This window comes from Dyella sp. M7H15-1 (assembly GCF_004114615.1).
GTDB lineage: Bacteria > Pseudomonadota > Gammaproteobacteria > Xanthomonadales > Rhodanobacteraceae > Dyella_B.
This window is the reverse complement of sequence record NZ_CP035300.1, coordinates 627,633-650,940: the sequence shown is the minus strand read 5'-3', so window position 1 is coordinate 650,940 and position 23,308 is coordinate 627,633. Positions and strand designations below refer to the sequence as shown.

General features: G+C 58.9%; 20 protein-coding genes and 1 tRNA gene. 10 read left to right on the top strand and 11 right to left on the bottom strand.

Annotation, left to right across the window (positions count from 1 at the left end):
- Positions 1-36: 36 nt before the first annotated feature.
- Positions 37-1,278 (bottom strand): serine hydrolase domain-containing protein, encoded by a 1,242-nt coding sequence (locus EO087_RS03275; RefSeq protein WP_128897625.1) that lies wholly within the window; start codon positions 1,276-1,278, stop codon positions 37-39.
- 146 nt (positions 1,279-1,424) lie between these two features.
- Between EO087_RS03275 and EO087_RS03270 the strand changes: the two genes are divergently transcribed.
- The 4 genes from EO087_RS03270 to EO087_RS03255 are packed head-to-tail and all read left to right on the top strand — an operon-like array spanning position 1,425 to position 4,098.
- Complete coding sequence (locus tag EO087_RS03270; protein WP_128899787.1) at positions 1,425-2,003, top strand: N-acetylmuramoyl-L-alanine amidase; 579 nt, start codon at positions 1,425-1,427, stop codon at positions 2,001-2,003.
- A gap of 30 nt (positions 2,004-2,033) precedes the next feature.
- The gene (locus EO087_RS03265) at positions 2,034-2,897 is read left to right on the top strand and encodes an acyl-CoA thioesterase II (RefSeq protein ID WP_128897624.1); all 864 of its coding nucleotides are present in this window, start codon (positions 2,034-2,036) and stop codon (positions 2,895-2,897) included.
- A gap of 18 nt (positions 2,898-2,915) precedes the next feature.
- The gene (locus EO087_RS03260) at positions 2,916-3,314 is read left to right on the top strand and encodes a hypothetical protein (protein ID WP_128897623.1); all 399 of its coding nucleotides are present in this window, start codon (positions 2,916-2,918) and stop codon (positions 3,312-3,314) included.
- A gap of 43 nt (positions 3,315-3,357) precedes the next feature.
- Complete coding sequence (locus EO087_RS03255; RefSeq protein ID WP_128897622.1) at positions 3,358-4,098, top strand: arginyltransferase; 741 nt, start codon at positions 3,358-3,360, stop codon at positions 4,096-4,098.
- A 132-nt stretch (positions 4,099-4,230) separates the two neighbouring features.
- Here EO087_RS03255 and EO087_RS03250 read toward each other — a convergent pair whose 3' ends face one another.
- Complete coding sequence (locus tag EO087_RS03250) at positions 4,231-4,599, bottom strand: PilZ domain-containing protein (RefSeq protein WP_128897621.1); 369 nt, start codon at positions 4,597-4,599, stop codon at positions 4,231-4,233.
- A 720-nt stretch (positions 4,600-5,319) separates the two neighbouring features.
- Here EO087_RS03250 and EO087_RS03245 point away from each other — a divergent pair.
- Genes EO087_RS03245 through EO087_RS03235 form a run of 3 tightly spaced genes read left to right on the top strand, consistent with a single transcriptional unit; the run spans position 5,320 to position 8,498 of the window.
- The gene (locus EO087_RS03245) at positions 5,320-6,168 is read left to right on the top strand and encodes a ScpA family protein (protein WP_240669174.1); all 849 of its coding nucleotides are present in this window, start codon (positions 5,320-5,322) and stop codon (positions 6,166-6,168) included.
- 51 nt (positions 6,169-6,219) lie between these two features.
- A complete protein-coding gene (scpB, locus tag EO087_RS03240) occupies positions 6,220-7,107 on the top strand; it encodes an SMC-Scp complex subunit ScpB (protein ID WP_128897619.1) in 888 nt (295 codons plus the stop codon).
- Positions 7,104-8,498, top strand: coding sequence for a pseudouridine synthase (locus EO087_RS03235; RefSeq protein ID WP_128897618.1), 1,395 nt, complete (start codon positions 7,104-7,106; stop codon positions 8,496-8,498). Before scpB ends, EO087_RS03235 begins: the two co-directional genes overlap by 4 nt.
- 103 nt (positions 8,499-8,601) lie before the next feature.
- Here EO087_RS03235 and EO087_RS03225 read toward each other — a convergent pair whose 3' ends face one another.
- Positions 8,602-10,491, bottom strand: coding sequence for an aromatic amino acid ammonia-lyase (locus EO087_RS03225; protein WP_128897617.1), 1,890 nt, complete (start codon positions 10,489-10,491; stop codon positions 8,602-8,604).
- Between the two features lie 146 nt (positions 10,492-10,637).
- A complete protein-coding gene (gene hisS, locus EO087_RS03220) occupies positions 10,638-12,011 on the bottom strand; it encodes a histidine--tRNA ligase (RefSeq protein WP_128897616.1) in 1,374 nt (457 codons plus the stop codon).
- Positions 12,012-12,176: 165 nt separating this feature from the next.
- Here hisS and EO087_RS03215 point away from each other — a divergent pair.
- Positions 12,177-12,253 (top strand) — tRNA-Pro (locus EO087_RS03215).
- Positions 12,254-12,310: 57 nt separating this feature from the next.
- Here EO087_RS03215 and EO087_RS03210 read toward each other — a convergent pair.
- Genes EO087_RS03210 through EO087_RS03180 form a run of 7 tightly spaced genes read right to left on the bottom strand, consistent with a single transcriptional unit; the run spans position 12,311 to position 19,194 of the window.
- On the bottom strand, positions 12,311-12,658 hold the full coding sequence (locus EO087_RS03210; RefSeq protein WP_128897615.1) for a tRNA-binding protein: 348 nt from the start codon (positions 12,656-12,658) through the stop codon (positions 12,311-12,313).
- Positions 12,655-13,944: an FAD-binding oxidoreductase gene (locus EO087_RS03205; protein ID WP_128897614.1), complete on the bottom strand. Its 1,290-nt coding sequence runs from the start codon at positions 13,942-13,944 to the stop codon at positions 12,655-12,657. The genes EO087_RS03210 and EO087_RS03205 overlap by 4 nt, the downstream gene beginning before the upstream one ends.
- A gap of 23 nt (positions 13,945-13,967) precedes the next feature.
- Positions 13,968-14,840: a UTP--glucose-1-phosphate uridylyltransferase GalU gene (gene galU, locus EO087_RS03200; protein ID WP_128897613.1), complete on the bottom strand. Its 873-nt coding sequence runs from the start codon at positions 14,838-14,840 to the stop codon at positions 13,968-13,970.
- A complete protein-coding gene (locus EO087_RS03195; protein ID WP_128897612.1) occupies positions 14,841-16,736 on the bottom strand; it encodes a nucleoside-diphosphate sugar epimerase/dehydratase in 1,896 nt (631 codons plus the stop codon).
- The gene (locus EO087_RS03190) at positions 16,723-17,769 is read right to left on the bottom strand and encodes a glycosyltransferase family 4 protein (RefSeq protein ID WP_343133205.1); all 1,047 of its coding nucleotides are present in this window, start codon (positions 17,767-17,769) and stop codon (positions 16,723-16,725) included. The genes EO087_RS03195 and EO087_RS03190 overlap by 14 nt, the downstream gene beginning before the upstream one ends.
- Positions 17,762-18,937 carry a lipopolysaccharide assembly protein LapB gene (gene lapB / locus EO087_RS03185; protein WP_128897611.1) on the bottom strand — a complete coding sequence of 392 codons (1,176 nt, stop codon included), beginning with the start codon at positions 18,935-18,937 and terminating at the stop codon, positions 17,762-17,764. The genes EO087_RS03190 and lapB overlap by 8 nt, the downstream gene beginning before the upstream one ends.
- Positions 18,934-19,194 carry a lipopolysaccharide assembly protein LapA domain-containing protein gene (locus EO087_RS03180; RefSeq protein ID WP_128897610.1) on the bottom strand — a complete coding sequence of 87 codons (261 nt, stop codon included), beginning with the start codon at positions 19,192-19,194 and terminating at the stop codon, positions 18,934-18,936. The genes lapB and EO087_RS03180 overlap by 4 nt, the downstream gene beginning before the upstream one ends.
- A gap of 366 nt (positions 19,195-19,560) precedes the next feature.
- Between EO087_RS03180 and EO087_RS03175 the strand changes: the two genes are divergently transcribed.
- Positions 19,561-22,494, top strand: coding sequence for a Tn3 family transposase (locus EO087_RS03175; protein WP_128897609.1), 2,934 nt, complete (start codon positions 19,561-19,563; stop codon positions 22,492-22,494).
- Positions 22,495-22,533: 39 nt separating this feature from the next.
- A complete protein-coding gene (locus EO087_RS03170) occupies positions 22,534-23,169 on the top strand; it encodes a hypothetical protein (RefSeq protein WP_128897608.1) in 636 nt (211 codons plus the stop codon).
- Positions 23,170-23,308 lie beyond the last annotated feature (139 nt).

Genomic DNA, 23,308 nt, shown 5'->3' with positions numbered 1-23,308 from the left:
GACAACGAGCGAAAAAGCGAACACTCCAAATAGGCTTCAGTGCGGTGAAAAGATGTTAGGCGCCAGCGCATTTGCCAGCGATACGAAGATCGGCTGGCTGGCTTCCGTACTGTTGCCCTGCTCGTCAAAGGCTCCCGCTGTGTAAGTGATGACCACGGCGATGGTTAGCCGCGCGGCAGGGAGATAACCTACCGTAGAGCCATTCCCGGCAAAGTTCTTGGTTTGCGTGATCCAGGGACCGAGATTGATGACTCCCAGACCATAGTTGCGGGCATACGTGTTTTCTGTGCAATGTGGGCAGCCGTCTTGTGGGTGGCCGAAGCCGACTAAGTTAGGGCTTACCTGCTCCAGGTAGGAAGTGGGAGAGAGCAGAGCTCCGTTGCCGACGATCTCCATCGACCTGCTCATGTCGTTGATGTCGGTGATCTGTATAGCTCCTTTCGCAGTGGTCCAGGAAGGATTCCAAAATGTCGACTCTTCATAGAAGGGGATATCTGCGGGAATCTGCAGCGCCCCTCGCCGCTCTGAGGTGAAGGAATGCATCACGGGACCGGGAATCTGCGCAGTGTCGATGCTCTTGGTTTCTCGTAGCCCCATGGGTTCGAAAATATATTTCTGCATAGCCCGATCGAGAGGCATGCCGGTGATCTTCTCCAGCACGCGTCCCAGGATAAGGTAGTTGGTGTGGGAGTAAGCCCAGTTTTCTCCGGGATTGAACCATCGCTCCGGGGTGACGCCAATCTCAATCAATTCCTCAGGAGTCCATTGACGGAGGGGGTCCGCATTTATCCCGTTGAACACCTCGGGTATACCCACGTAATCCTGGTAACCCGACGTCATGTTCAGAAGATTTTTCAACGTGACGTCGCTGGAACCGGGAATTTCGGGGAAGAACTTAGAGAGCTTGTCATTAAGACTCAGCGTTTGCGGATGCTGATCGATGAGCTCAAGCAACATGGTGCTGATGTAGGTAAAGACCATGGAACCATTGCGGAAGTGCATGTTCGTGGTCACAAGCACGCCGGGCATTGATTCTCCCGCGGCCTTAAGATAGAGATCTTTGCCGTTGCGCCTTACCTGAACGATGATGCCCTTGAGATGGTACTGCGGGATGACCTGGTCCACGATCGATTGAATGATTTTGGCCTCTGGCGAGGAGACTTGGCCATCTTCGGGGTTAGCCGCAAAGGCGGCCGGACTTGCCAAAGCGGAGGCTAATGCTAAGAGTGGAAAAGCCAGGCGGAATCTACGGGCTTCAGTGGCGGGACGATTGAACATACCTAAGGTCTACCCTCTTGTGTTGATCCGTTGACCGGACTACGCCAGCATGTACTTTTTCAATAAAGCAATAAACCGATAAAGGAAACGTGAGGAGCCATTAAAGGAGACGAATCATGGCTATGTCGTTATGCAAAACTGCTGTCATGCCCATGCTGACCATCCACGATCAATTCCTACCCTATGTCACCAAGCTGCCCGAGCGGCCAGCGAGCATCGTCACGCTGGTGGTGATCCACTGCACTGAACTGCCTGACCTGGCCACGGCCCGGGAATACGGCGCGCGGGTGTTGTACGAGAGTGGCGCCGGCAACAGCGGTCATTACTACATCGATCGCGACGGCGCGGTGTATCGCTATGTGCCAGGCACGCACGTGGCCAACCATGTGCGCGGCTACAACCCACAATCGATCGGCATTGAGCTGGTCAACCAGGGGCGTTACCCGAACTGGTTCGATTCGCGCCAGCAAAGCATGACCGAACCTTACACCGCTGCGCAGATCGCTTCGTTGCGGGCGCTGCTGGTGCAACTGCGGGCGAATTTCCCCAACCTGTACGAGATCGCAGGTCATGAGGATCTGGATACGGCGCGCATCCCTGCCAGTGACGATCCCGGCAAGGAAGTGCCGCGCAAGCTCGACCCGGGCCCGCTATTTCCGTGGACCGAGGTGCTGGAGGGCAGTGGCCTGGTGAGGGTCAGTGCGGATCAAGTACCACCACTATAATTGTGCCCATTCTGTTCAGGGGTTAGCCGCATGCGAGACGCGCACGTCAAGGAACTGGTGGAGCTGTTGCAGCTCGAACGGCTGGAAGACAACCTCTTTCGCGGCCAGAGCCGGGATATCGGCACGCGCTTCGTGTTTGGCGGGCAAGTCCTGGGACAGGCCTTATCGGCGGCACAACAGACGGTTGATCCGTCGCGTGAGGCGCATTCGCTACACGCCTACTTCCTGCGCGCGGGCGATATCGATGCGCCCATTGTCTACAATGTCGAGCGGGCGCGTGACGGTGGCTCGTTCTCGGCTCGTCGCGTCGTTGCGATCCAGCATGGCCAGCCGATCCTCAGTGGCGCCATCTCGTTCCAAGTGCCGGAGAAAGGCGTGGAGCACCAATCCTCAATGCCGGAAGTGCCTGCACCGGAAGATCTGGACTCCATCCGGGTGCCGCCCGAAGAACTGGCCCGCCTGCCGGTGAAACTGCAGCGCTGGCTGGGTAGCGATGGCCCCTTCGAGTTCCGCCAAGTATGGCCGCGTGACGAGATCCACCCGTCCAAGCGTCCGCCCATCCAGCACATCTGGTTTCACATCACGGCGCCGGTCGACGATTCGGCGATCCTGCATCGCGCCCTGCTGGCCTATGCCTCGGACTACCACCTGATCGGCACCGCCACGTTGCCGCACGGCATTTCCTATCTCACCCACAACATCCAGATGGCCAGCCTGGATCACGCGCTGTGGTTCCACCGCCCGTTCAGGGTGGACGAGTGGCTGCTGTACTCCTTCGACAGCCCCACGGCGCAGGGTGCGCGCGGCTTGGCGCGGGGGCAAATTTTCAGCCGCGACGGCCGCTTAGTGGCTTCAACGGCGCAGGAAGGCTTGATCCGCCTCTGTGGTAATTAAGGCCATTAAACTGTCCCCATGCGTCTGCTCTATACCTCGCCCCGCCAGGAAAACATCGACCGTATTGTGGCCTATATGGCCGAAAACGGCGTCGAGACCACGATCACCCATCGTTCCAACTGGAACCGTCCCAGCTACCAGCGTTTCAGCTACGCACAACGCAGCGAAAATCGCGATAGCTGGCCGCAGGTGTGGATCACCCGGGCGGACGATTACACCAAAGGACGCGAGTTGCTGCGCCAACTCGGCATTGAGCCGGTGATCCGCCATGGCGAAGAGCTGAAGGCGGAACGCAACCCGGTGCAGTCTATGTATGTTCGCCGGGAGCACATGGTAGCCAGGGCGCGCCGCATTGTTTTACTAGCGATCCTAGGCGTGTTCACGGTGCTGGCGCTGCATTACTTGCACTTCTTTTAAAGACGCTTGCCACAGCGCCCTGCGGCAGTCATAGAATCGCTCCATGCGCTCCGATCACGTCCGCCTGTTTCAGACCCTGCCGCACACCTGCGGCTATTTTGCCGGGCGCACAGCGCAGAACTTGGTGATCGATCCGGCTGCCCCACAGTTGGATCACCTGTATGGCGCCGCGCTGGATCACGGTTTTCGCCGTGCGGGCGGGCATCTGTATTTTCCGCATTGCCCCCATTGCCATGCCTGCACGCCTTGCCGCATCGACGTGGCCCACTTCAAGCCAGACCGTTCGCAGCGCCGCTGCCTGAGACGCAATGCCGACCTGACCTTTACCGAGCACATGGCCGGCTACAACAGCGAGCGCCATGCGCTGTACTCGCGCTATCTGCGCACACGCCATCCCGGTGGCGGCATGGACGAAGCCGAAGCCAGCGATTTTCGCCGCTTTCTAACCGCACCGTGGAGCCCCACGGTGTTCCTGGAATTGCACCTGGGCGAACGTTTGCTTGCAGTGGCGGTTACCGACATTTGCGCCACCGGCATTTCAGCCGTCTATACCTTTTACGAACCGGATGAGCAGGAACGCAGTCTGGGCACGTTCGCCATCCTGCAGCAAGTGGAACTAGCACGACGGCGAGGTATTCCCTGGGTATACCTGGGTTTCTGGATCGAAGATCATCCGAAGATGGATTACAAGCGGCGCTTCCAGCCGCTGCAGGTACGCACGGCGGATGGCTGGGTGAACCTGCAACATAATAAACGCATTAAGGCAACGCTGAATAAGGCCTGATTCCGTGACCTCCTAACGCACATTGCGCATGGCCTTTGGGTTTGCGAGTGATCTTTGACTCACCCGGCGAGTGAGATGGAGATCATTACCAAAGCAAGCGTGATCAGGTAAGGGTTTGCATCCCAATCTTCGTCACTCGTCGTGCCACATCTCCAGAATATCCGCATAGCCGCCCAGTAGATTCCACAGTGGTACCTGCTTGTCTTCCGGAATGCGTGTGTAGGCAAAACCTATGTGTCTTTCGGATACGCGAGCCACCTTCGCTTCGAGGTTGATATGCAGATCACTGCCGAAGATCATGTCCAGCATCCAGCTCTCACCGGCCTTGCCGCCCCACTCGCGCGGCCGGCGCAGCAACACGCCCGTGGCCGAGATATCGATCAGATCAGTCGTATGCGACTCGTCGCTATGGCTTATCAACACCGTGGTTTTGATGCGCATGCGTGCCGGGCGCAGATGTTCTTTGTCGGAACCGTCCATGGCACCGTTACCCATTGTCATGCTCTTCATCTCCCCGCACAGCTTTCCCGCCACACGCCCAGATCCGTTCCGCTAGCAACGAAGCCTGTGCCCGTCAGCACCAACCATCATCGGCCGATACTCCGAATAGCCATATAATGAAGCAAGCCATATACCACTGCTACAACCGCCTTGCAGGCACCTACCCGGTGTATTTCAGACGGGCTTCACACGCCCTTACGGAAGCTGAAGCACTGACTGGACATGCCGCCATACTGCCGTTAATCTGTAACCCGCGTGTGGATCTATGCATGGATGGCCACCGGGAGCCCTGGTTGGGATGGCCTCCACCCGATGTACTTAGCCGACTTTACGAATCGCGGACGACGCCAGTAGCGTTGCGCTTAGTTTCAGCCTGATCGTTATTCAGTGATTTCAATTCGGCATCCAGCGGCCGCCCACCTGACCGAAACCACACTTTAAGTGGCTTTATCAGGTTTGTTGTTTGTGGGGACGCCGAATGCCCTGGCTGGGCATCTCGCGAAGTGATTGGCTTCATTAAGGGTGCCTGTGCAACCGAAGGCATTCTAGGCATGAACCTTTCTTCGATCATGCATCGTAGAGGGTTTTGATCGTCAACAGAGCGAACGCCAGCCCGCCAGGGTGGACTAATGACATGCATTAATGAGCACTGAGCCAACCGAGTCTCAACCTGTACAAGCAGCGCAAGATGCGTTTGCAGGGGTACCTCAACAGCAGGAAATGCCGCTTGCCGTCGTGCGCGGCGAACCGATCCTGCAAATGCCTCAGGACCTGTATATCCCCCCGGATGCACTGGAAGTGTTCCTGGAGGCCTTCGAAGGACCACTCGATCTGCTGCTGTACCTGATTCGCCGGCAGAACCTAGACATTCTCGATATCCCGATTGCCGAAATTACCCGGCAGTACATGGAATATATCGACATGATGCGCGATGTGATGCGCCTGGAGCTGGCTGCGGAATACCTGCTGATGGCGGCGATCCTGGGCGAGATCAAATCGCGCCTGTTGCTGCCCAGGCCGCCCTCGGAAGAAAGCCAGGAAGAAGATCCGCGAGCCGAACTGGTACGCCGCCTGCAGGAATACGAGCGCTTCAAGAAGGCTGCCGAGGATATCGACGCCCTCCCCCGCTTGGAGCGTGATACGGTAGCCGTGCAGGCCGATGTAGGCGAGCGCAACGTGATCAAGCTGCCGCCGCCGCTGGACTTGAAGGAAATGCTGCTGGCCCTTAAGGATGTGTTGCATCGGGCCGAATTGTTCGGGCATCACGCCATCAAGCGCGAGGCACTGAGTGTGCGCCAGCGTATGGGCGAACTGCTTAGTCGCCTGGACGACACCCAGTTCCACCGTTTTGAAAGCCTGTTTGACATCAGCGAAGGACGCCTGGGCGTGGTAGTCACCTTCCTAGCCGTGCTGGAGCTGGCCAAGGAGCTCCTGGTCAATATCGTGCAGGAAGAGCCGCTGGCGCCGATTTACATCAAGGCCAATACCAGCTCGGCGCGTGAAGAGGCCGAAGTCGCCGCTGACGACGATGCTTTTGAAGAACAGAACGCCGCGTCCGGCACCGAATGACCAGCACCTGACAGGGGTGTGCAACCGTGATCGATACTTAATCCCAAGGCTATGCAGATCGAGCAACTCAAAGCGATTATCGAAGCAGCCCTGCTAGCGGCCAACCAACCCCTAACGGTGGCTCAGCTCAGCGAGCTATTCGTCGATGAAAACGAAGTCGATCGAGCCCAGATCGCCATGGCACTAGAGATGCTGGCCGACGACAGCCAGGGGCGTGGCATCGAACTGAAGGAAGTCGGCTCCGGCTTCCGCTACCAGGTACGCCAGGGCGTGCACCCGTGGGTATCGCGAATGTGGAGCGAAAAGCCGAGCCGCTACTCCCGCGCTCTGCTCGAAACACTGGCACTAATCGCCTACCGCCAGCCAATCACCCGCCCGGAAATTGAACAGATTCGCGGCGTCGTGGTCTCGTCCAATATCATCAAGACATTGGAAGAACGCGAGTGGGTCCGTGTGTTAGGACACCGCGATGTGCCCGGCAAGCCGGCGCTGTACGGCACTACGCGCATGTTCCTCGACTACTTCAACCTGAAGTCGCTGGACGAACTACCGCCGCTTTCCGAAATCCGCGACATGGAAGACCCCCAGCTCCGGCTGGATAACGCCCCCTTCCCGCCACGCATCATCAAGGATCTGCCGATCGATCCGGATGCCGAAGAGGCCGAAGGCAACATTTCCGTCGAGGCACAAGAACACGAAGAGCAGGCTGCTCACGAAGAACCCGTTTCGGAAGAACCAGCCAGCGAACAGTCCGCCGACGAAATACACGAAATGCCGGAACCGCAGCACCACACGGACGATACTGAATCCAGACATGACGCCATCGCTGCCAAAGCGGACAACGGCACTCAACACCACGCCACTGTCGACGAGGCAGCGGACCACGCGGATGCCGACGAAGGCTCCGCCGAGCAAAACACCGAGGAGTACCGCGCATGAATGCGCCACAAAAATCCGTATTGAGCCTCAAGCGCGCCGCGCCGCCTGAAAACACCCCCCTGATCGAAGAACGCCTGCACAAGGTGCTCGCCAACGCCGGCCTCGGCTCGCGCCGCATGCTGGAGCAACGCATCCAGGCAGGCGAAGTCGAAGTGAACGGCGCCGCCGCCAACATTGGCGCCAGCGTCCACGCCGGCGACCGCGTGGTACTTGATGGCAAACAGTTCGTCGTTGCCACCGACAACCGCGACAACGCCGAAGTACTGGTCTATCACAAGCCCGAGGGCGTGGTCACCACGCGTGAAGATCCCGAAGGCCGACCGACCGTGTTCGAACAGTTGCCGCGACTCAAAGGCGCACGTTGGGTTGCCGTGGGCCGCCTAGACATCAACACCACCGGCCTGCTGCTGCTGACCACCGACGGCGAACTCGCCAACGCGCTGATGCATCCGCGTAGCGGCCTGGAACGCGAATACCTTTGCCGCGTGCACGGTGAAGTGCCGGATGAAATCATCGAAAAACTCAAGGCCGGCGTGGAGCTAGAAGACGGCCCGGCCCGCTTCGACGAGATCGCCATCATCAGCCGCGGCGGCAGCCATAGCTGGTTCCGCGTAGTGATCCGCGAAGGCCGTAACCGCGAAGTCCGCCGCCTGTGGGACTCGCAGGGCTTCCTGGTCAGTCGCCTGAAACGTATCCGCTACGGCAATATCGAACTGCCGCGCATGCTGCGTCGTGGCGATTGCGAAACACTCCATGAAGAATCAGTGAAAGAACTGCGCCAGGTCGCCGGCCTTGGCGCACCGCAACCGGTGCTTACGCTGAGTCCGGTGCTGCATCAGCGCCGAGCGCCGCGCAATGTCACCGAATATCGTCCTGAAAAAGGCGCTGGCGCAGCGTGGAGCGGTGGCTATCACGACGAAGCCCGCGAACTGCGCGCTTTCGATCGTATCCGCGAAGAACCCGTACACGGCAAACAGCAGCGTCGCCGCAATCCGAATCGCGAAGTGAACGGGAATGTCGACCGGCCCGATCATGGTGCCAAACCTCACAAAAAGAAGCGCGGCATCGGTCCGGGACAGGAACTGCCACCCGCACGCACCTGGTTTGCGGGTGAAAGCCGTGAAAGCAGCCGCAGCAGTAGCGGTGCGAATGCCTATGGCAATCGCCGTGGTGGTAGCAGTGGCAGCGGTGCTGGCAACGCGAATCCTTATAGCGGCTTCGGTACCGGCAGCAATACCAACCGCAATACTCGCGGTGGCGGCCGTCCCGGTCAGGGCGGTGGTCGCCCCAGCCAAGGCAGCGGTGGCGCTCGCCCGCAAGGCCGCGGTAATCGTCCGCATGGGGGCGGTGGTCGCCCTCACGGTGGTGGCAACCGTTCAGGCAATCGCTAAGCGGCGATGATTCGCATTTATCACAACAGTCGCTGCTCGAAATCGCGCAGCGCCTTGGCTCTGCTTGAGCAACATGGCAAACCCTTCGAGGTGATCAACTACCTCAGCCAACGAATAGGCGCTTCTGCACTAGCTCGCACACCGTGCGCACATCGCCATCCATCGCACGGTCGCGATGCATGAAGCGGATCTGCCTGCGCAATGCATCATGCGCCTTGCGCACCGCTTCGCCCGCATGGAAATCACCCACCTCGGCCAGCGCCGCTGTGAGCTGCTTCACTTCTTCGACGAATTGCGCGTAATGCGCATTGTCTTCACGCGGTGCATTGGCCACTTTGGATGCCAGCGCCTGCCAGTCACCACGTGCCGCAAGACGACGCGCCGCGTTGAGCATTTCCTGGCGATAATCCAGCGCCTGCGCAGCGGTATACAGTTCCAACGCCAGCACATGACTGAGATCTTCGACCATCTCCAGCACATGACGCGCTTCGTTGGCGCCCATCGAAACGTGATCTTCCGCATTCGCACTGGTCGGCACCGAATACACACTAGCTGGATGCGCGCGGGTAGCCAGATCATTCACCAGCGCCGCCGCGGTGTACTGCACAATCATGAAACCGGAATCGGTGCCGTCTTCGTTGCCGGTGAGAAACGCCGGCAAGCCGTCATTGGTCGTCGGATCAACCAGCTTGTTGAGACGACGTTCGGAAATCGACGCCAACACCGGAATAGCCGCCTTCACGTAGCTCATCGCTAGCGCCAGCGGCATGCCGTGGAAGTGCCCAGCGGAAATCACCTGCTCTTCGATATTCAGCGCATCGGTGTTGTCCGGGAAGATCAGCGGATTGTCGGTGACGGCATTGAGTTCGATGTCGATCACCCGGCAGGCCTGTACCCAGGCATCGCGTACGGCACCGTGCACCTGCGGCATGCAGCGCAAACAATAGGCATCCTGTGGCTGATGCTTCTTGCCGCCCTTGAATGGCAGGAAGCGACTGTAGAACGCTTCGCGGCCGTGACGCTGGTTGGTCGGTACCCAGTCCCAGCTAATGTCGAAACTCAATGTCTGGTCTTCCGGCGTGCTCCACGCCTCGGCGCTCCATTGCTTAAAGCGCGGTACTAGGTGATAAGGAATATCCACTAGCGTCGATTGCGTCAGCAGCGCGCGCACGTGCTCGGCTGTTTGCACCTGACCAGGATGCGGACGCAGTGCATGCACTTCCGGACGCAAAGCCCCGCTACGGCCGGCAAAAGCATCCAGCGTCATCGAAGCAGCCAGATCGGCCACGCCGAGCAGATATTCCAGCGTATCCAGCGCAAGCACCGCCGTAGCCAGCATCTGCGCGGTACCGTTATTGAGTGCCAGGCCTTCTTTGAAGGAAAGCCGGATCGGTTGCAAGCCTGCACGTTTGAGCGCTTCCGCGCCCGGCAAACGCTCGCCCCTGTAGAACGCTTCACCACCACCCAACAACACAATGGCAAGGTGCGATAGCGGCGCCAGGTCGCCGCTCGCCCCCACCGAGCCCTTCTCCGGCACGACGGGAATGACGTCGTTATTGAGCAGCGCCGTCAGCGCTTCCAGCGTGGCAACACGAATGCCGGAATGGCCGCGCATCAACGTATTGATGCGAATCACCAGCATCGCGCGCACCACTTCCGTGGAGAACGGCTTGCCCACGCACACAGCATGAGTGGTGATCAGATTGTGCTGCAGCTCTTCCAGCAACGTGCCCTCAGGCTTGTGCGGATTGCCGCCCAGCAATTCGTCACGCAGGCGATAGGCACCCAGCAACTTGTCTGCATTGCTGCCGAAACCGGTGGTCACGCCGTAGATCGGCTCACCGCAACTTACCTTGTCGGCCAGGAAATCCGCCGCGCGCTGCACACACTTGAGTTGTTCGGGATCGAGGCGAACACCGTAACCCTGGCGTGCTACGGCAACGAGTTGTTGACGGCTGAGGCTGTTGCCGTCCAGCAGAATGGTCTGACTCACAAAATCTCCAACATGTTCTTGATGTCGTCATTCCCGCGTGAGCGGGAAGCCATGCTTCAATCCAACCCATTATCCCAAGGATCGAGCGAGCCGAGGTTGCCGATTTCGATCAATGCCAGCTTCCAAATGCCACCTTCCATATGTGTTCAACCACCAATCTCCGCCTGCGCGAGCTCAACACGTAGTGTCTTGATCAACTCGCTGCGCGACACTTCAAACTGATCTTCGCGACGCAGATCCTTTACCGTCACCACGTCCTTGGCCAGCTCGTCCTCACCCAGCACGATGACAAAACGGATGCCCGCGCGATCGGCATACTTGAACTGCTTGCCCAGCTTGCCGCCATCCAGCACTACCTCGGTGGCGATGCCCGCCGCACGCAGTTCGCCGGCCAGCGTCAGATACGCGGGCAACTGCGCCGCATCCATCTGGGTGATCAGCACATCCACGGTGCTGTGCGCCGTGCTGACCAGGCCCGCATCGCGCAACTGCCAGTAAAGCCGCGTCAGGCCGATGGAAATGCCTACGCCCGGCAGATGCGACTTGGTGTACTGGCCGGCCAGGTTCTCGTAACGGCCACCAGAGCAGATCGAACCGATCTGCGGATGGTCATTCAGCGTGGTCTCGTAAACGGTGCCGGTGTAGTAATCCAGGCCACGGGCGATCGACAGATTCAGCACGTAATGCGTTTCCGGCACACCAAACGCATGGATCAGGCCCAGCACTTCCTTCAGCTCGGTACGCCCCTGCTCCATCGCCTCCGGGCCCGCACCCAGTGCGTCGAGTTTGTTATAGGCATCCTGCAACGACGTCGAGCGCACCTGCACGACATCGAGTACCTTTTGCGCAGCTTCGGTGCTCATGCCAAAAACCTCGCCAGTCAGCGTCTCGCGCACGTAATCGGCGCCGCGCTTATCCAGCTTGTCCACCTCGCGCAGCACCAGCGTCTGTTGCTCCGGATTGGTCACGCCCAGGCTCTCGAAATAACCACGCATGAGCTTGCGATTGTTAAGCTGGATGGTGAACGCACCCATGTTCAGCTCGCGGAACACGCTGTAGATCACCGCCGGCAGCTCGGCGTCGTAACGGATCGACAGGCTATCCTTGCCGATCACGTCGATATCGCATTGGTAGAACTCGCGGAAACGACCACGTTGGGCGCGCTCGCCACGATACACGCGCTGCATCTGGTAGCGGCGGAACGGGAAGCTTAGATCATGCTCGTGCTCGGCCACGTAGCGGGCCAGCGGCACAGTGAGGTCGAAGCGCAAGGCCAGTTCCGGCTTCTCACCCTGCTCCAGCGCGCCAGTGGATTGCACGAAATACACTTGACGCTCCGTCTCGCCGCCAGTCTTAGTCAGCAGCACGTCCGAAAACTCCATCACCGGCGTCTCTATTGGCAGGAAACCGAAGCGCTCGTAATGGCGACGGATCACGTCGAGCATGCGCTGGAAAGCAATCTGGTCGAGCGGCAGCAACTCGAGCACGCCGGGCATGGTACGGGCCTGGGTAAGCGCCATGGAATCCTCTGCTAAACGTAGGGAAGAGCCGTTCGACGGCAGCCCTATAGCGTAACAGATGCACTCACCCAACCCGCCTCGCAACCTGGCAAGAATTCCCACCCGCAGAACCATTCGGAATCTGTTGCCAAGGCCAGCAGGCCTCGATAAGATACTCGGCTCCCACGGGGTGTAGCTCAGCCTGGTAGAGCGCTACGTTCGGGACGTAGAAGTCGCATGTTCGAATCATGTCACCCCGACCAAATGTTTCATGAAAAGCCGGCCTTTGGCCGGCTTTTTTGTCTGAAATGCCTGCCATGTCAGGCTAGCCTTGCGCCATTCGGTACCGCGCGTTCGACGGCAGTAATCACCACACCCTGATCGGTATGAAAACCGGTAAGCAGGAATTGTGAGCAGAATGGGCCGATCTGTTTTTCCGGAAAATTGATGACGCCAACAATCTGCCGACCGACCAGGGATTCCGGCGTATACAACGCAGCAATCTGTGCACTGGTCTTTCGCTCGCCGTAAGGTCCAAAATCAGCCCAGACTTTCCAGGCCGGCTTGCGCGCCTCGGGGAAAGGTTCCACGCGCGTAACGGTACCTGCCACAATCAACACTTTCTGAAATTCGTCCCAACTAATTTCTGCAACGGTTTGCTCGCTCATCCTTCTAGACTCGTCTTGAACCAATCGTTGAATTCCGCCCACCAATAATGGGATTGTGCGCCGATAAAGCCAAAAGGTTTGTAGGTGTGGGCCAGACCGTATTTGGAAAATTGCTTCCAGCCCTGATCATCCTCTGCGATAGCGGCGGCGAGCAGCTCACCCGCAACACACGTCGGTGCTAAACCATGCCCGCCGAAAGCTTGCGCCCACCACAAGCCGTCATCACTGCTGCCGATTTGCGGCATTTGATGACGAGCATAACTCATCATGCCCGACCATGCGTATTCGACGCCAATACCCTTCAAGGCCGGAAAGACGCGCAACAGATCGCGTGTCAAAATGCGCTGCACCACGGTTGGCGAACGATTGCGGATCGAAATTCGCCCGCCCCACAACAAACGCTTGTCGGGCAACGAGCGGTAGTAGTCGAACGCAAATCGCGTATCGTAGATGGCAGCACGCGTCTGCAGACAATCGTCCAGCCTTTCGCCCAGGGGCTCTGTCACCATAACGTAGGTGGCAATCGGCAATATCGCACGATCGATTTGCCGGCGTAATCCGGCCAGGTAGCCACCACAAGCCAGCACCACATGCTCAGCCTGCAGCTCTCCTTGCGGTGTACTGATGGACCAGTGACGGTTTTCTCGCCGCAATCGCCATACATCACTATTTTCATGAATGCGCACGCCCTGCCCTTTAGCAGCAGTGGCAAGACCGATGGTGTAATTGAGCGGGTGCAAATGCAGGGCATTGCGCTCGTAAAGGCCATCGCTATAGCGCTCGCTGCGTATCAACTCACGTAGCTCTTCCTGCGGCAACCAATCCCAGTACACGCCGTAATGGTCAGCCAAAAGCCGTTGACGCTTGCGCAACACTTCCGGATCGCGAAACCAGTTGGCCCAGATAACACCTTGATCCACTACATCGCAGGGAATCACGTAGTGCGCAACCCTTTCACGTATGCGCTGAACGGCGGTGGCGGTCAGCTCAAAGAGCTGCCTCGCACGCTGTTCGCCAAGCTGGCTGCGCAAGACTTCCTCGCCCAGTGAATAGCCACCAAAGACAAAGCCGCCATTGCGACCCGAAGCGCCAAAGCCAATCTGCTCGCGTTCCAGCACTACCACGTCGCGCACGCCACGCTCGGCCAGGCCCAGTGCCGTGTTCAATCCTGCAAAACCGCCACCGATAATGGCAACGCGCGCATCCTCGCGCCCCTGCAATGGCGCGTAAGGTTCATAGGGCGTGGCGGTAGCGCGGTAATAAGAAGGAACCAGTGGCTGCTTCATGCCTTTGGCTTCCCTATATCCGGTCAGAGCGTACTGGCAACTTCGCGAACAACCTTAGCCAAGGCAGGATCCTGCATGGCCATATGCATGGTGGCTCGCACCAGGCCGGCCTTGTTGCCACAATCGAAACGCGTACCTTCAAAGCGATAGGCCAGTACCTTGCCCTGCTCGGTCAACAGCGCTTCGATGGCGTCAGTAAGCTGGATTTCCCCACCTGCACCGGGTTTGGTCTGCTCCAGCAACTGAAAGATGCGGCCAGGCAGCACGTAACGGCCGACGACGGCCAGGTTGGACGGTGCATCCGCCGGTTTGGGCTTTTCCACCATGAAGCGGATTCGCGCACTGCGCTCGTTGACCGACTCGGCATCGACGATGCCGTACTTATCGGTTTGGTCGTGCGGCACTTCCTCCACCGCAATCACGCCCGCCTGCTCGGTCTCACTCAGCTCCGCCATCTGGCGCAGGGCGCCCTTGCCGCGATGCCAGATCAGGTCGTCGGGAAGAATGACGCCGAACGGCTCGTCGCCCACGACGGGTTTAGCGCATAACACAGCGTGCCCCAGGCCAAGCGCTTCCGGCTGGGTAACGAAGATCGCGCGCACGTGCCGGGGAAGCGTACCCTGCACCAGGGCTAGCAGTTCGTCCTTGCCCTTCTCCTGCAGTTTGGCTTCCAGCTCGTAAGCCTTGTCAAAGTAATCCGCAATGGCGTGCTTGTAGCGGTTGGTAACGAATATAAGCGTGTCAGCGCCGGCGTCAACGGCTTCGTCGACAGCGTACTGGATCAGGGGCTTGTCCAGAACCGGCAGCATTTCCTTAGCAACGACCTTGGTGGCAGGCAGAAAACGCGTGCCGAGGCCTGCTACGGGGAACACTACCTTGCGCAATGGCTTACTCACTCACTTCTCTCCAATGTCGTTGCGGCGAAGCGGGACCACATTGCCTGGCAGGGCAACATCGCTCCAGCAGAATGATGGAAGCAGGCTGGATACACAGTTCCGGAGTTCTTCTTCATCGTAGCCGCGTACGGCATCAGCGGCCTTTACCATCTGAGCCTGCAGCAACTCCCATGACACCGGCCGATGCTGCGCTAGGAAAATTTTGTTGTGTGTCGTCGCACTGTAGTTTTCTAGCGGATGGAACAACTCTTCAAATAGCTTCTCGCCGGAACGCAGGCCTGTGTAGATGATCGGAATCTCCGTACCCGGCTTTTTGCCCGCCAGGCGGATCATCTGTTCGGCCAGATCGCGGATCTTGACCGGCTCCCCCATGTCCAGCGCGAAGATCTCGCCCCCCTTGCCTAGCGCCGCGGCCTGCAGGATCAATTGCGTGGCCTCGGGAATAGTCATGAAGTAGCGTGAGATTTCTGGGTGTGTGACCGTGACCGGACCACCCGCATGGATCTGCTGACGGAACAGCGGCACCACCGAACCGGCCGAATCCAGCACGTTGCCGAATCGCACCGTGATGAAATGGGTACTCGAATGTGCGTTGAGATTCTGACACCAGATTTCCGCAATGCGCTTGCAAGCCCCCATGACGCTGGTGGGATTGACAGCCTTGTCGGTGGAAATCAGTACGAAGCATTCAACGCGCGCTTCGCTGGCAAGATCAGCCACGGTGCGCGTGACCAGCACGTTGTTGCGAACCGCCGTGCGCAATTGCCCTTGCAGCATCGGCACGTGTTTGTAGGCCGCCGCATGGAATACCACCTGTGGCATCACATCGGTGAACAGGCGGCGCATGGCAATGGGATCACCCGCATCCGCCAGCACGCTGTTGAGCAGCAGTTCCGGATAAGCCGCGCGCAATTCCTGCGAAATTTGATAGAGATTAAACTCGCACGACTCCACGATGGTGAGTGCATGCACGCCAAGCCGGGCTACCTGTCGACAAAGTTCCGAACCAATGGAACCGCCACCGCCCGTGATCAGCACACGGCGACCGGTGAGCGTTTCGCGAATTTTGGTCCAGTCGAGTTCGACAGCATCGCGTCCCAGCAGATCCTCGATCGACACTTCCTTGATCTGATTGAACTGTGCACGACCGGCGACGACATCTTCAAGCTTGGGTACGGTGCGATAAGGCAGCCCGGTGCGGTCGCAAAGCTCCACCACCTGACGCATTTCCCGTGCGCTTGCACTAGGCAATGCAATCAACAGCATCTGGACGGCTGCCTCCTTGGCCACGTCAGGAAGTTGGTCCAGCGTCCCAAGCACCGGCTTGCCGTTGATACGGGCACCGCGCAAGGATCGTTCATTGTCGACGAAGCCCACCACCATGTAGCGACTGTCGCGATGCAGGTCGCGAGCCAGTGCTTCGCCTGCGCGATCCGCACCAACGATCAGCACGCGTTGGGTTTTCGTGCTCATGAAAAGATCGATGCGACTATCTTTCCAGAAGCGGTAGGCCAGTCGCGGCGTACCCAGGAACAGCGCCAGCACAAACGGATACAGCAACAGGATCGAACGCGGCACGCCCTCAAGACGACCGTAGAGGAACAGCGCAACACCAATCGCTACGGTACCGACAACCGCCGCGCGCAAGATATTCCAGAGATCCGGCAAGCTGGCAAAACGCCACACGCCTTTGTAGAGTCCGGTCCATGCGTAGACCAGCCCCTGTACCAGCAACACGATCGGAAACTCGAACGACTCGAATGTCACCAGCAGTTGCGGATCCAAAGCGTAACGCAGCTCTTTCGCAACCCACCAAGCCAACGCTGTGATCAGCAGATCGTGCGCAACGACTGCGACTCGCGGATGAACTATGCCGACCCACTTACGTATGGACATGACGAGCCTTGTATCGATCTCGGCGAAGCATGTGGCGCTTGGCCATCAGCCAGATTGCCGCCGCCATCGCATAGGTGACGATGCAGGTCAACAGCCCCATCCCTGGTATCTCCCAGGCCAGCACCGCCAATGGTGCCGCCACTAACAGATTCCACCCCACATACCACCCCGCTCCCACCGTGTGGGTATGGCCCCTGCGCACAATCCATTGATACAGATGTTCGCGGTGCGCCGTGTACCAGCGGCGCCCACCCAGCATGCGAGCCAGCAAGGTAAGGGTCGCATCCGTCACAAAAGCTGAACTGAGGATCAGGGCTGGCCACAGCCATAGCCAGTTCACCTGCCAAAGCATGGCGGTTAGCGCAAACACGAGCAGCCCAATACTGCCGCTACCCACGTCACCCATAAAAATCCGTGCAGGGGATCGGTTGTAGCACCAAAATCCCAGGCAGGCTGCCGCAAGACAAGCTGACGCACCGCCCAGTGCATGCTGCCCGGCAAGCCACGCCAATACCGCCAGACCTGCTGCGACGAAGATACCCTGCTGCGCGAGCAAGCCATCAATGCCGTCCATGAAGTTGTGCAGATTAATACTCCAGGCGCCGGCCAAGATCAGCAAGGGCAACCAGAACCAACTCAATCCATCGATCAACAAAGCCGCTGAAAACAAGGCCGCCGCAAGAATTTGCACGCCAAAGCGAGGCAGTGCGGACAAGGAGCTGTGGTCGTCCCACCATCCAATCCATGCGACCAGTGCAACCGCCAACATCAATGTGATGATGACGTAAAAATGCCATGCGGGCCGCAAGTACAGCAGGCAGGCCGGCACGGTCAGTAATACCGATACGATGATGCCAATGCCTCCACCACGCGGCGTCGGTATCTTGTGCGACCGGCGCTGTCCGGGCTGATCGAGCATACCTCGGCGATGCGCATAGGCAATCGCTGCACGTACCACACCGAGCGCAATAAAGAAGGCAAACAGAACGGTGAGCGTCATCGAAGCGAAGCTGGCCACGATGGCGTCACTCATTGGCCACACCGTGAATAGGCCTGATCGTACTCCAGCCCTTGCAGCTCGGACACTGCCAGTGATGCGCCTTGGTACCGAAGCCGCAATGGCTGCAGCGGTACATGGCCTGGCCTTCGAGCAGCTTGTGCGTGAGGTCGCGAAGGATCAGGAAATTTTCCCGCGCCCCACCTTCGATCTTGTCCATCGTGGCATCGATCAAGGCCATCAGACCGCGAACAGAAGGGCGCTGTCGCAGTTGTGAGGTAAGGAAGTCGACGGCAGGCTTTTCACCATCGCGCTTCTGATACAGATGCGTGAGCGCCAGCACCGGAGAGATGCCGTGATAACGCGCAAGGATATCGCGCAGGAAATGCTCCGCCCGTTCCATCTGTCCTGAGCGCGTATAATTGTCCAGCAATGGCGGCAGGATTTCGGGCACAAAGGCGATATCCGCGACAACGGCATGTTCGTAAGCATCGACAGCATCGGCATGTTGCCCTTCTTCCGCGTGCAAACGACCGGTAAGCATGAATGCACGCACGCAATCGGGCTGGCACGCGAACGCATGTTGCAGGTATTCGCGTGCTTCGGCACGTGCGCCATGCTGACGCGACTGCTCTGTCAGCTCGCAATAGAACTGCGCGATGGTGGTAACTTCTTCCTCACCCGTCATCGTTTCGAGGCGGCGGGCGTGTTCAATCGCCTTGTGCCAGTCGCGCTCGTGCTGGTAGATCGCGATCAAATGACGCAGCGCCGAGGGTGCATGCGCATTCATCGCGACAAGGTCGGAGAACAGGGCTTCGGCCCGATCGAGCAGGCCCGCGCGCATATAATCTTCGCCCAACTCCAACAAGGCAACGGTCTTCATGCCTTCGGACATACCCGGCCTGGAGATCAGATGTTGATGCAGACGGATAGCTCGATCCACTTCACCACGACGCCGAAAAAGGTTGCCTAACGCTAAGTGCGTTTCTACCGTGTCACGGTTGTATTCGGCCAGCTTGAGGAAGACTTCGATAGCCTTGTCCTGCTCTTCGTTCAACAGATAGTTCAAGCCGCGGAAATAGTCGGAGGACAGTTCGCTGACCTGCGCACCCGAGCGGCGTACACTTGCGCGTCGGGCGGTCCACCAGCCACTTAGAAAAGCCGCCGGTATAAGCAATGCCAGCAGCAAATAGAAAGCATTCATGGATTTTTCGACGCCTTCACACTCACGGCCTTCGCAGCGCGTCGTCGCTCGCGCCGATGTCGTGTGGTAACCCCAAGCCAGGCGGTTAGGCCGCCAAGAATCCAACCCAAGGCCAGCGCTGCTAGCAAGGCGCCCCCTTTCGGAACCTGGACGCGCGCAAAGGCAAGGTCGTAGCCGACGAGGTCCGCATTGAGCGCCCCGAGTACCACTCCCCCGGCGATGAACAATAGCAATAGCAGCATGACAATCAGTCGCATTCGGAAACTTTAACCGATTGGCTGAACGGGGCACAGGGGAAGACGGGGTTTGATTCACGCGTGGTTGGCGGGACTCGGGACTCGCGTTGAGGCAAGTGCGAGGCGTTTTCGCTCTTGGTCTGTTCAATAAAGAGCCAAAGGCACTTGCACAATAGATCAGGTGCCTTTTCGCTTTTCCCGAGTCCCGAGTCCCGAGTCCCGAGTCCCGGTGTTACCTTGATTTCGGTGTAAAAAGTAACGCTTAGCGGCACTGTGTAACTTCATGATTTACAAAGATAAAATTCCTGCATCTCAGCGATAAATTGTTTAAAATCAATCCTTTGCTGTTAGTCTCCAGCCTTCCCTACCTCACAGCTGGAGTCAGGCATGCAGTACTGGCAGAAGCCTTATCTTGGGTTGCGGTCCATCCCCAAGGAACTGAACCAGTTCGAGCTCAACGCCTTCTTCACCTTCTCTCCCAAGGAGCAACGCACCATCCTTGCCAAGCGCGACGCGCTACATCGGCTTGGCTTGGCGCTGCAAATTGGTTTTATCCGGATGACGGGCAGTTCCCTTGCGGCCGTCAAAGTGATTCCTACCGAGTTATGGACGCATCTCGGAAAAACGCTCGGCATCGCTACGCCGGATATTGCATCGCTACGATCGTTGTACCGTCGTCGGCCAACCTTGTTTGCGCATCAAAATACCGCGATCGAGACACTCGGTTTCGTTCGCATGTCCGAACACCAGCGTCGCGCTCTGGTACGCCACCTGCGTGTCGAAGTGCTGTCTGAGTTTGATCGTCATCGTCTGATTGCGCACGTCAAAACGTGGCTGTACGAGCACGGCATCCTCATCGAAGGTGAGCGTCCCTTGAAGAGCGCCATTGATGTGGCGTTGACCCTTGCGGAAGATGAACTTGGCGAGATGCTTCGCAATGATGTTCCTGCTGACGTGCTGGACACCTGGATGCAAGCTTGTGCCGAATCCCATCGTTCCGGCCTTTCCTTTCAAGAGTGGCTCTCACAAGCACCGCGCCGACAATCGCTTCCCCAGATTCGGGAGCAGTTTGAGCGGGTTCAGCATCTGACACAGTTGGGCGTCGCCTCACACGCCATTCCCTCGGTGTCGGATCACATCAAGCGTCATTACGCCCAAGCGATGGCGGATCGACCACCATCCGTCAGCCAGCGCATTGCGGAAACGCGACGGACAATCGAAGTTGCGTGCTTCCTGCAGACGGCGCTGTGCACAGCCACGGATCAGGTGCTGGCCATGACGCGTCAACACGTGGCGGATCTTTGGGGCAGCGGCATGCGCGCCGTGGTCCAATCCGCCGAAGCGCGTGCGCGCACGCTGACTACGTTCGCCAAAGAAGTGCGTGAACTAGCCCTCGACCGCTCCCTTCGCGAAGACGATCTGCGTGCGGCGATCCTGCATGCCGTGGAACAGGTCGGTGGCGGCAAGAAACTCAGTCGGGCTCACCTGACCCGCGAACAATTGCTGGTCCAGAACAACCGCCATTCGCGCGCGCTGCTCAAAATGCTGTGCGCGCTTCCCTTTGAGAGCGTGGCGCCGCACCCCGTTCGTCAGGCATTGGATGCGTTGCGTGAGATATATCTGCAACGCAAACCGGCGCTTCCTGAGGCGATACCGGTTCACCTGGGCAAAGTATGGGACGACATGCTCGCGGATACCGATCGACAACGTGCTCTCCAGGCCTTCGAGGTGGCGACGCTGCTTGCGCTACGCCGTGCCCTGAAGAACGGCAGCGTGTATGTCGCCCATAGCTTCAGCTTCCGCAGTCGCGAAAGCATGCTGATTCCGCCGGCGGAATGGGCCAAGAGCAAGACGCATCATTACGCGCGCCTGAAGTTGCCCCGCGATGCGAAAGAATTCACCGGCCCTCTGGTCGAGGAAGTGTCCCGGCAGCTCCAGAACCTGACTGAAACCGCGCAGGCCGGCGATGTCACCGTGGACAAAGACGGTGTGCATCTTCCCAAACTCCCGGCCGAGGACGTGCCGGAAGCCGTGGTGGTGCTTCGGGAGGCGCTGATGGAACGCATGGAGGCGGAAGAGCTGCCGGGCGTCATGATGGAGGTGGACAGCCACACCCGTTTCAGTTGGACACTGCTGGGCCGCGAGCCGCGCTCGATCGATGAATTGCGCTTGGTGTATGCAGGTCTTCTCGCGCACGGCACCGCGTTGTCCGCCGCCGATACGGCACGCATGATGCCGGGCCTCTCCGCCGATGCGGTCAACCAGAGCATGGGTTGGATCGGCCAGGAAAAGCGCCTGCGCGAAGCCAATACCACCGTCTTCGAGTACATGCACAGCCATCCCATTGCCGAGAGCTGGGGGCGCGCCGATTTGGCCTCAGCAGACATGATGAGCCGCGAAACAGTCAAGAGCAGCCCTCTGGCACGCCGTGATCCGCGCACGAAGAAGAAGTCCATTGGCATCTACACGCACATCCATGACCGTTGGGGCATCTTCTACGATCAACCGATCGTGCTCGGTGAACGCCAGGCGGGCGTGGCGTTGGAAGGTGTCCTTCGCCAAAGCGCGGTCACGATCAATCAACTGGCGGTGGATACGCATGGTCAAACCGAATTCGGCATGTCCCTGGGAAAATCGGTAGGCACAGATGTGTGTCCTCGGTTGCGTGATGCGAGTGCGCACAAATTATATGTGACCCCAGAGATGACAGTGCCCGACGGACTGCGCAGCGTGATCGCCAAGAACCGGGCACACCCCGAGAAGATGGAGCCAGTCTGGGATGAATGGGTCCGCATGGCGGCCTCGACCCATGTCGGGAAAGCCAGCGCGGTCGACATCCTGTCTCGCTTCGGTTCGGCCGCCGCCGGTGAGCAGCTGTACGACGCTGGCGTGCAGATCGGTCGATTGTTGCTGACGCTCTATTTGTGCCGCTGGTTCACGCTCTTCGACTTCCGTCGGGAAATTCTACGCACCCTCAACCATGGGGAACGTGTCCATGTGCTGGAGCATGCGCTCGAAACGGGCAAGGTGCCGCGGCATCAAATGAGTCATCAAGCACGCCTGCGCAGCGTCTCTTCGTCTATTACCTTGTTGAGCAACATCGTCATGGCGTGGACGACGGCGCGCATGCAGCAATCGCTCGCAACGTTGCCCGCGGACATCGCGGCCCTGGCGGTGCCTGAGAACCTGCGCCACATCGCGCCGATCCAAGAGCGACTCGTGAATTTTCGCGGGCTGTTCCTGTTCCCGATCGAGCGGTATATGGCGCGGTTGTTGCCTACCCTACAGCCGGTGAGGCCCGTGCTGCGGAACATGCGCTAACGTAGTCGGAAGCAACCACGAGCTCGAACGGAATTTCACATGACTACCCAACGCAAATCGCCCGCCGAAGTGGCTGCAGGATTAAAACTGCCACCGAATGTGTCCTTTCGTCGTGATCCATTGCCGGGCGGCATCGCCTACGTTTTTCGGCACGCCGAGCTGGGTGAATTGGGACGCCTGTGCGTTACGGGTACCGCGTCGGGCGAAACCTGCGTGGTTACCGAAATCGCCGGCGACGAACGCGAGGCGATGTTTGTCCAACGGCGCGCGATATTGGAACCCTTGTCGCATGAGATTGTGACGGCGCTGGAGTCTATTCGCGGCCCGAGCAGTACGCCACCACCGCCCCTGGCAGCAAAGCATTCGATGCCCGGCGGCACCATCCCTGTCGAAGAGGTGCGTTGCGACCGGTGCGGTGCACTCGTGGCCTTGTTGGTGTTTGCCGAAGACGCCATCGATCCTGGTCGGTTCGAAGATGTCGCGCGGCAAATGTATCCGCACTATGCGGTCACCACCGCGCAGACCTACATCATTGGTCCCGAGCAAGGCAGTATGCCCGCCAATTTCCGAGCTGCCATCATGAAGGTGTGGCCGCAGCGTGAACCGATCACGACGTTCACCCCTGACCAGTTTCGGTTGCACGTCACGTCGCTGCTGACAGGGCATTGCCGATAACGATTCGCGAGGTGTTCGTCTTTGGCTATTTGTAACTACCCCGATAAGGAGTTCTAAGCCGGAACCGCCAAAAAAACCGTGCCCTCTAGCAAGCAGGGGTGCAGGCTGACGCAAAGCGAGCGTTTCCGCAGTACATCCC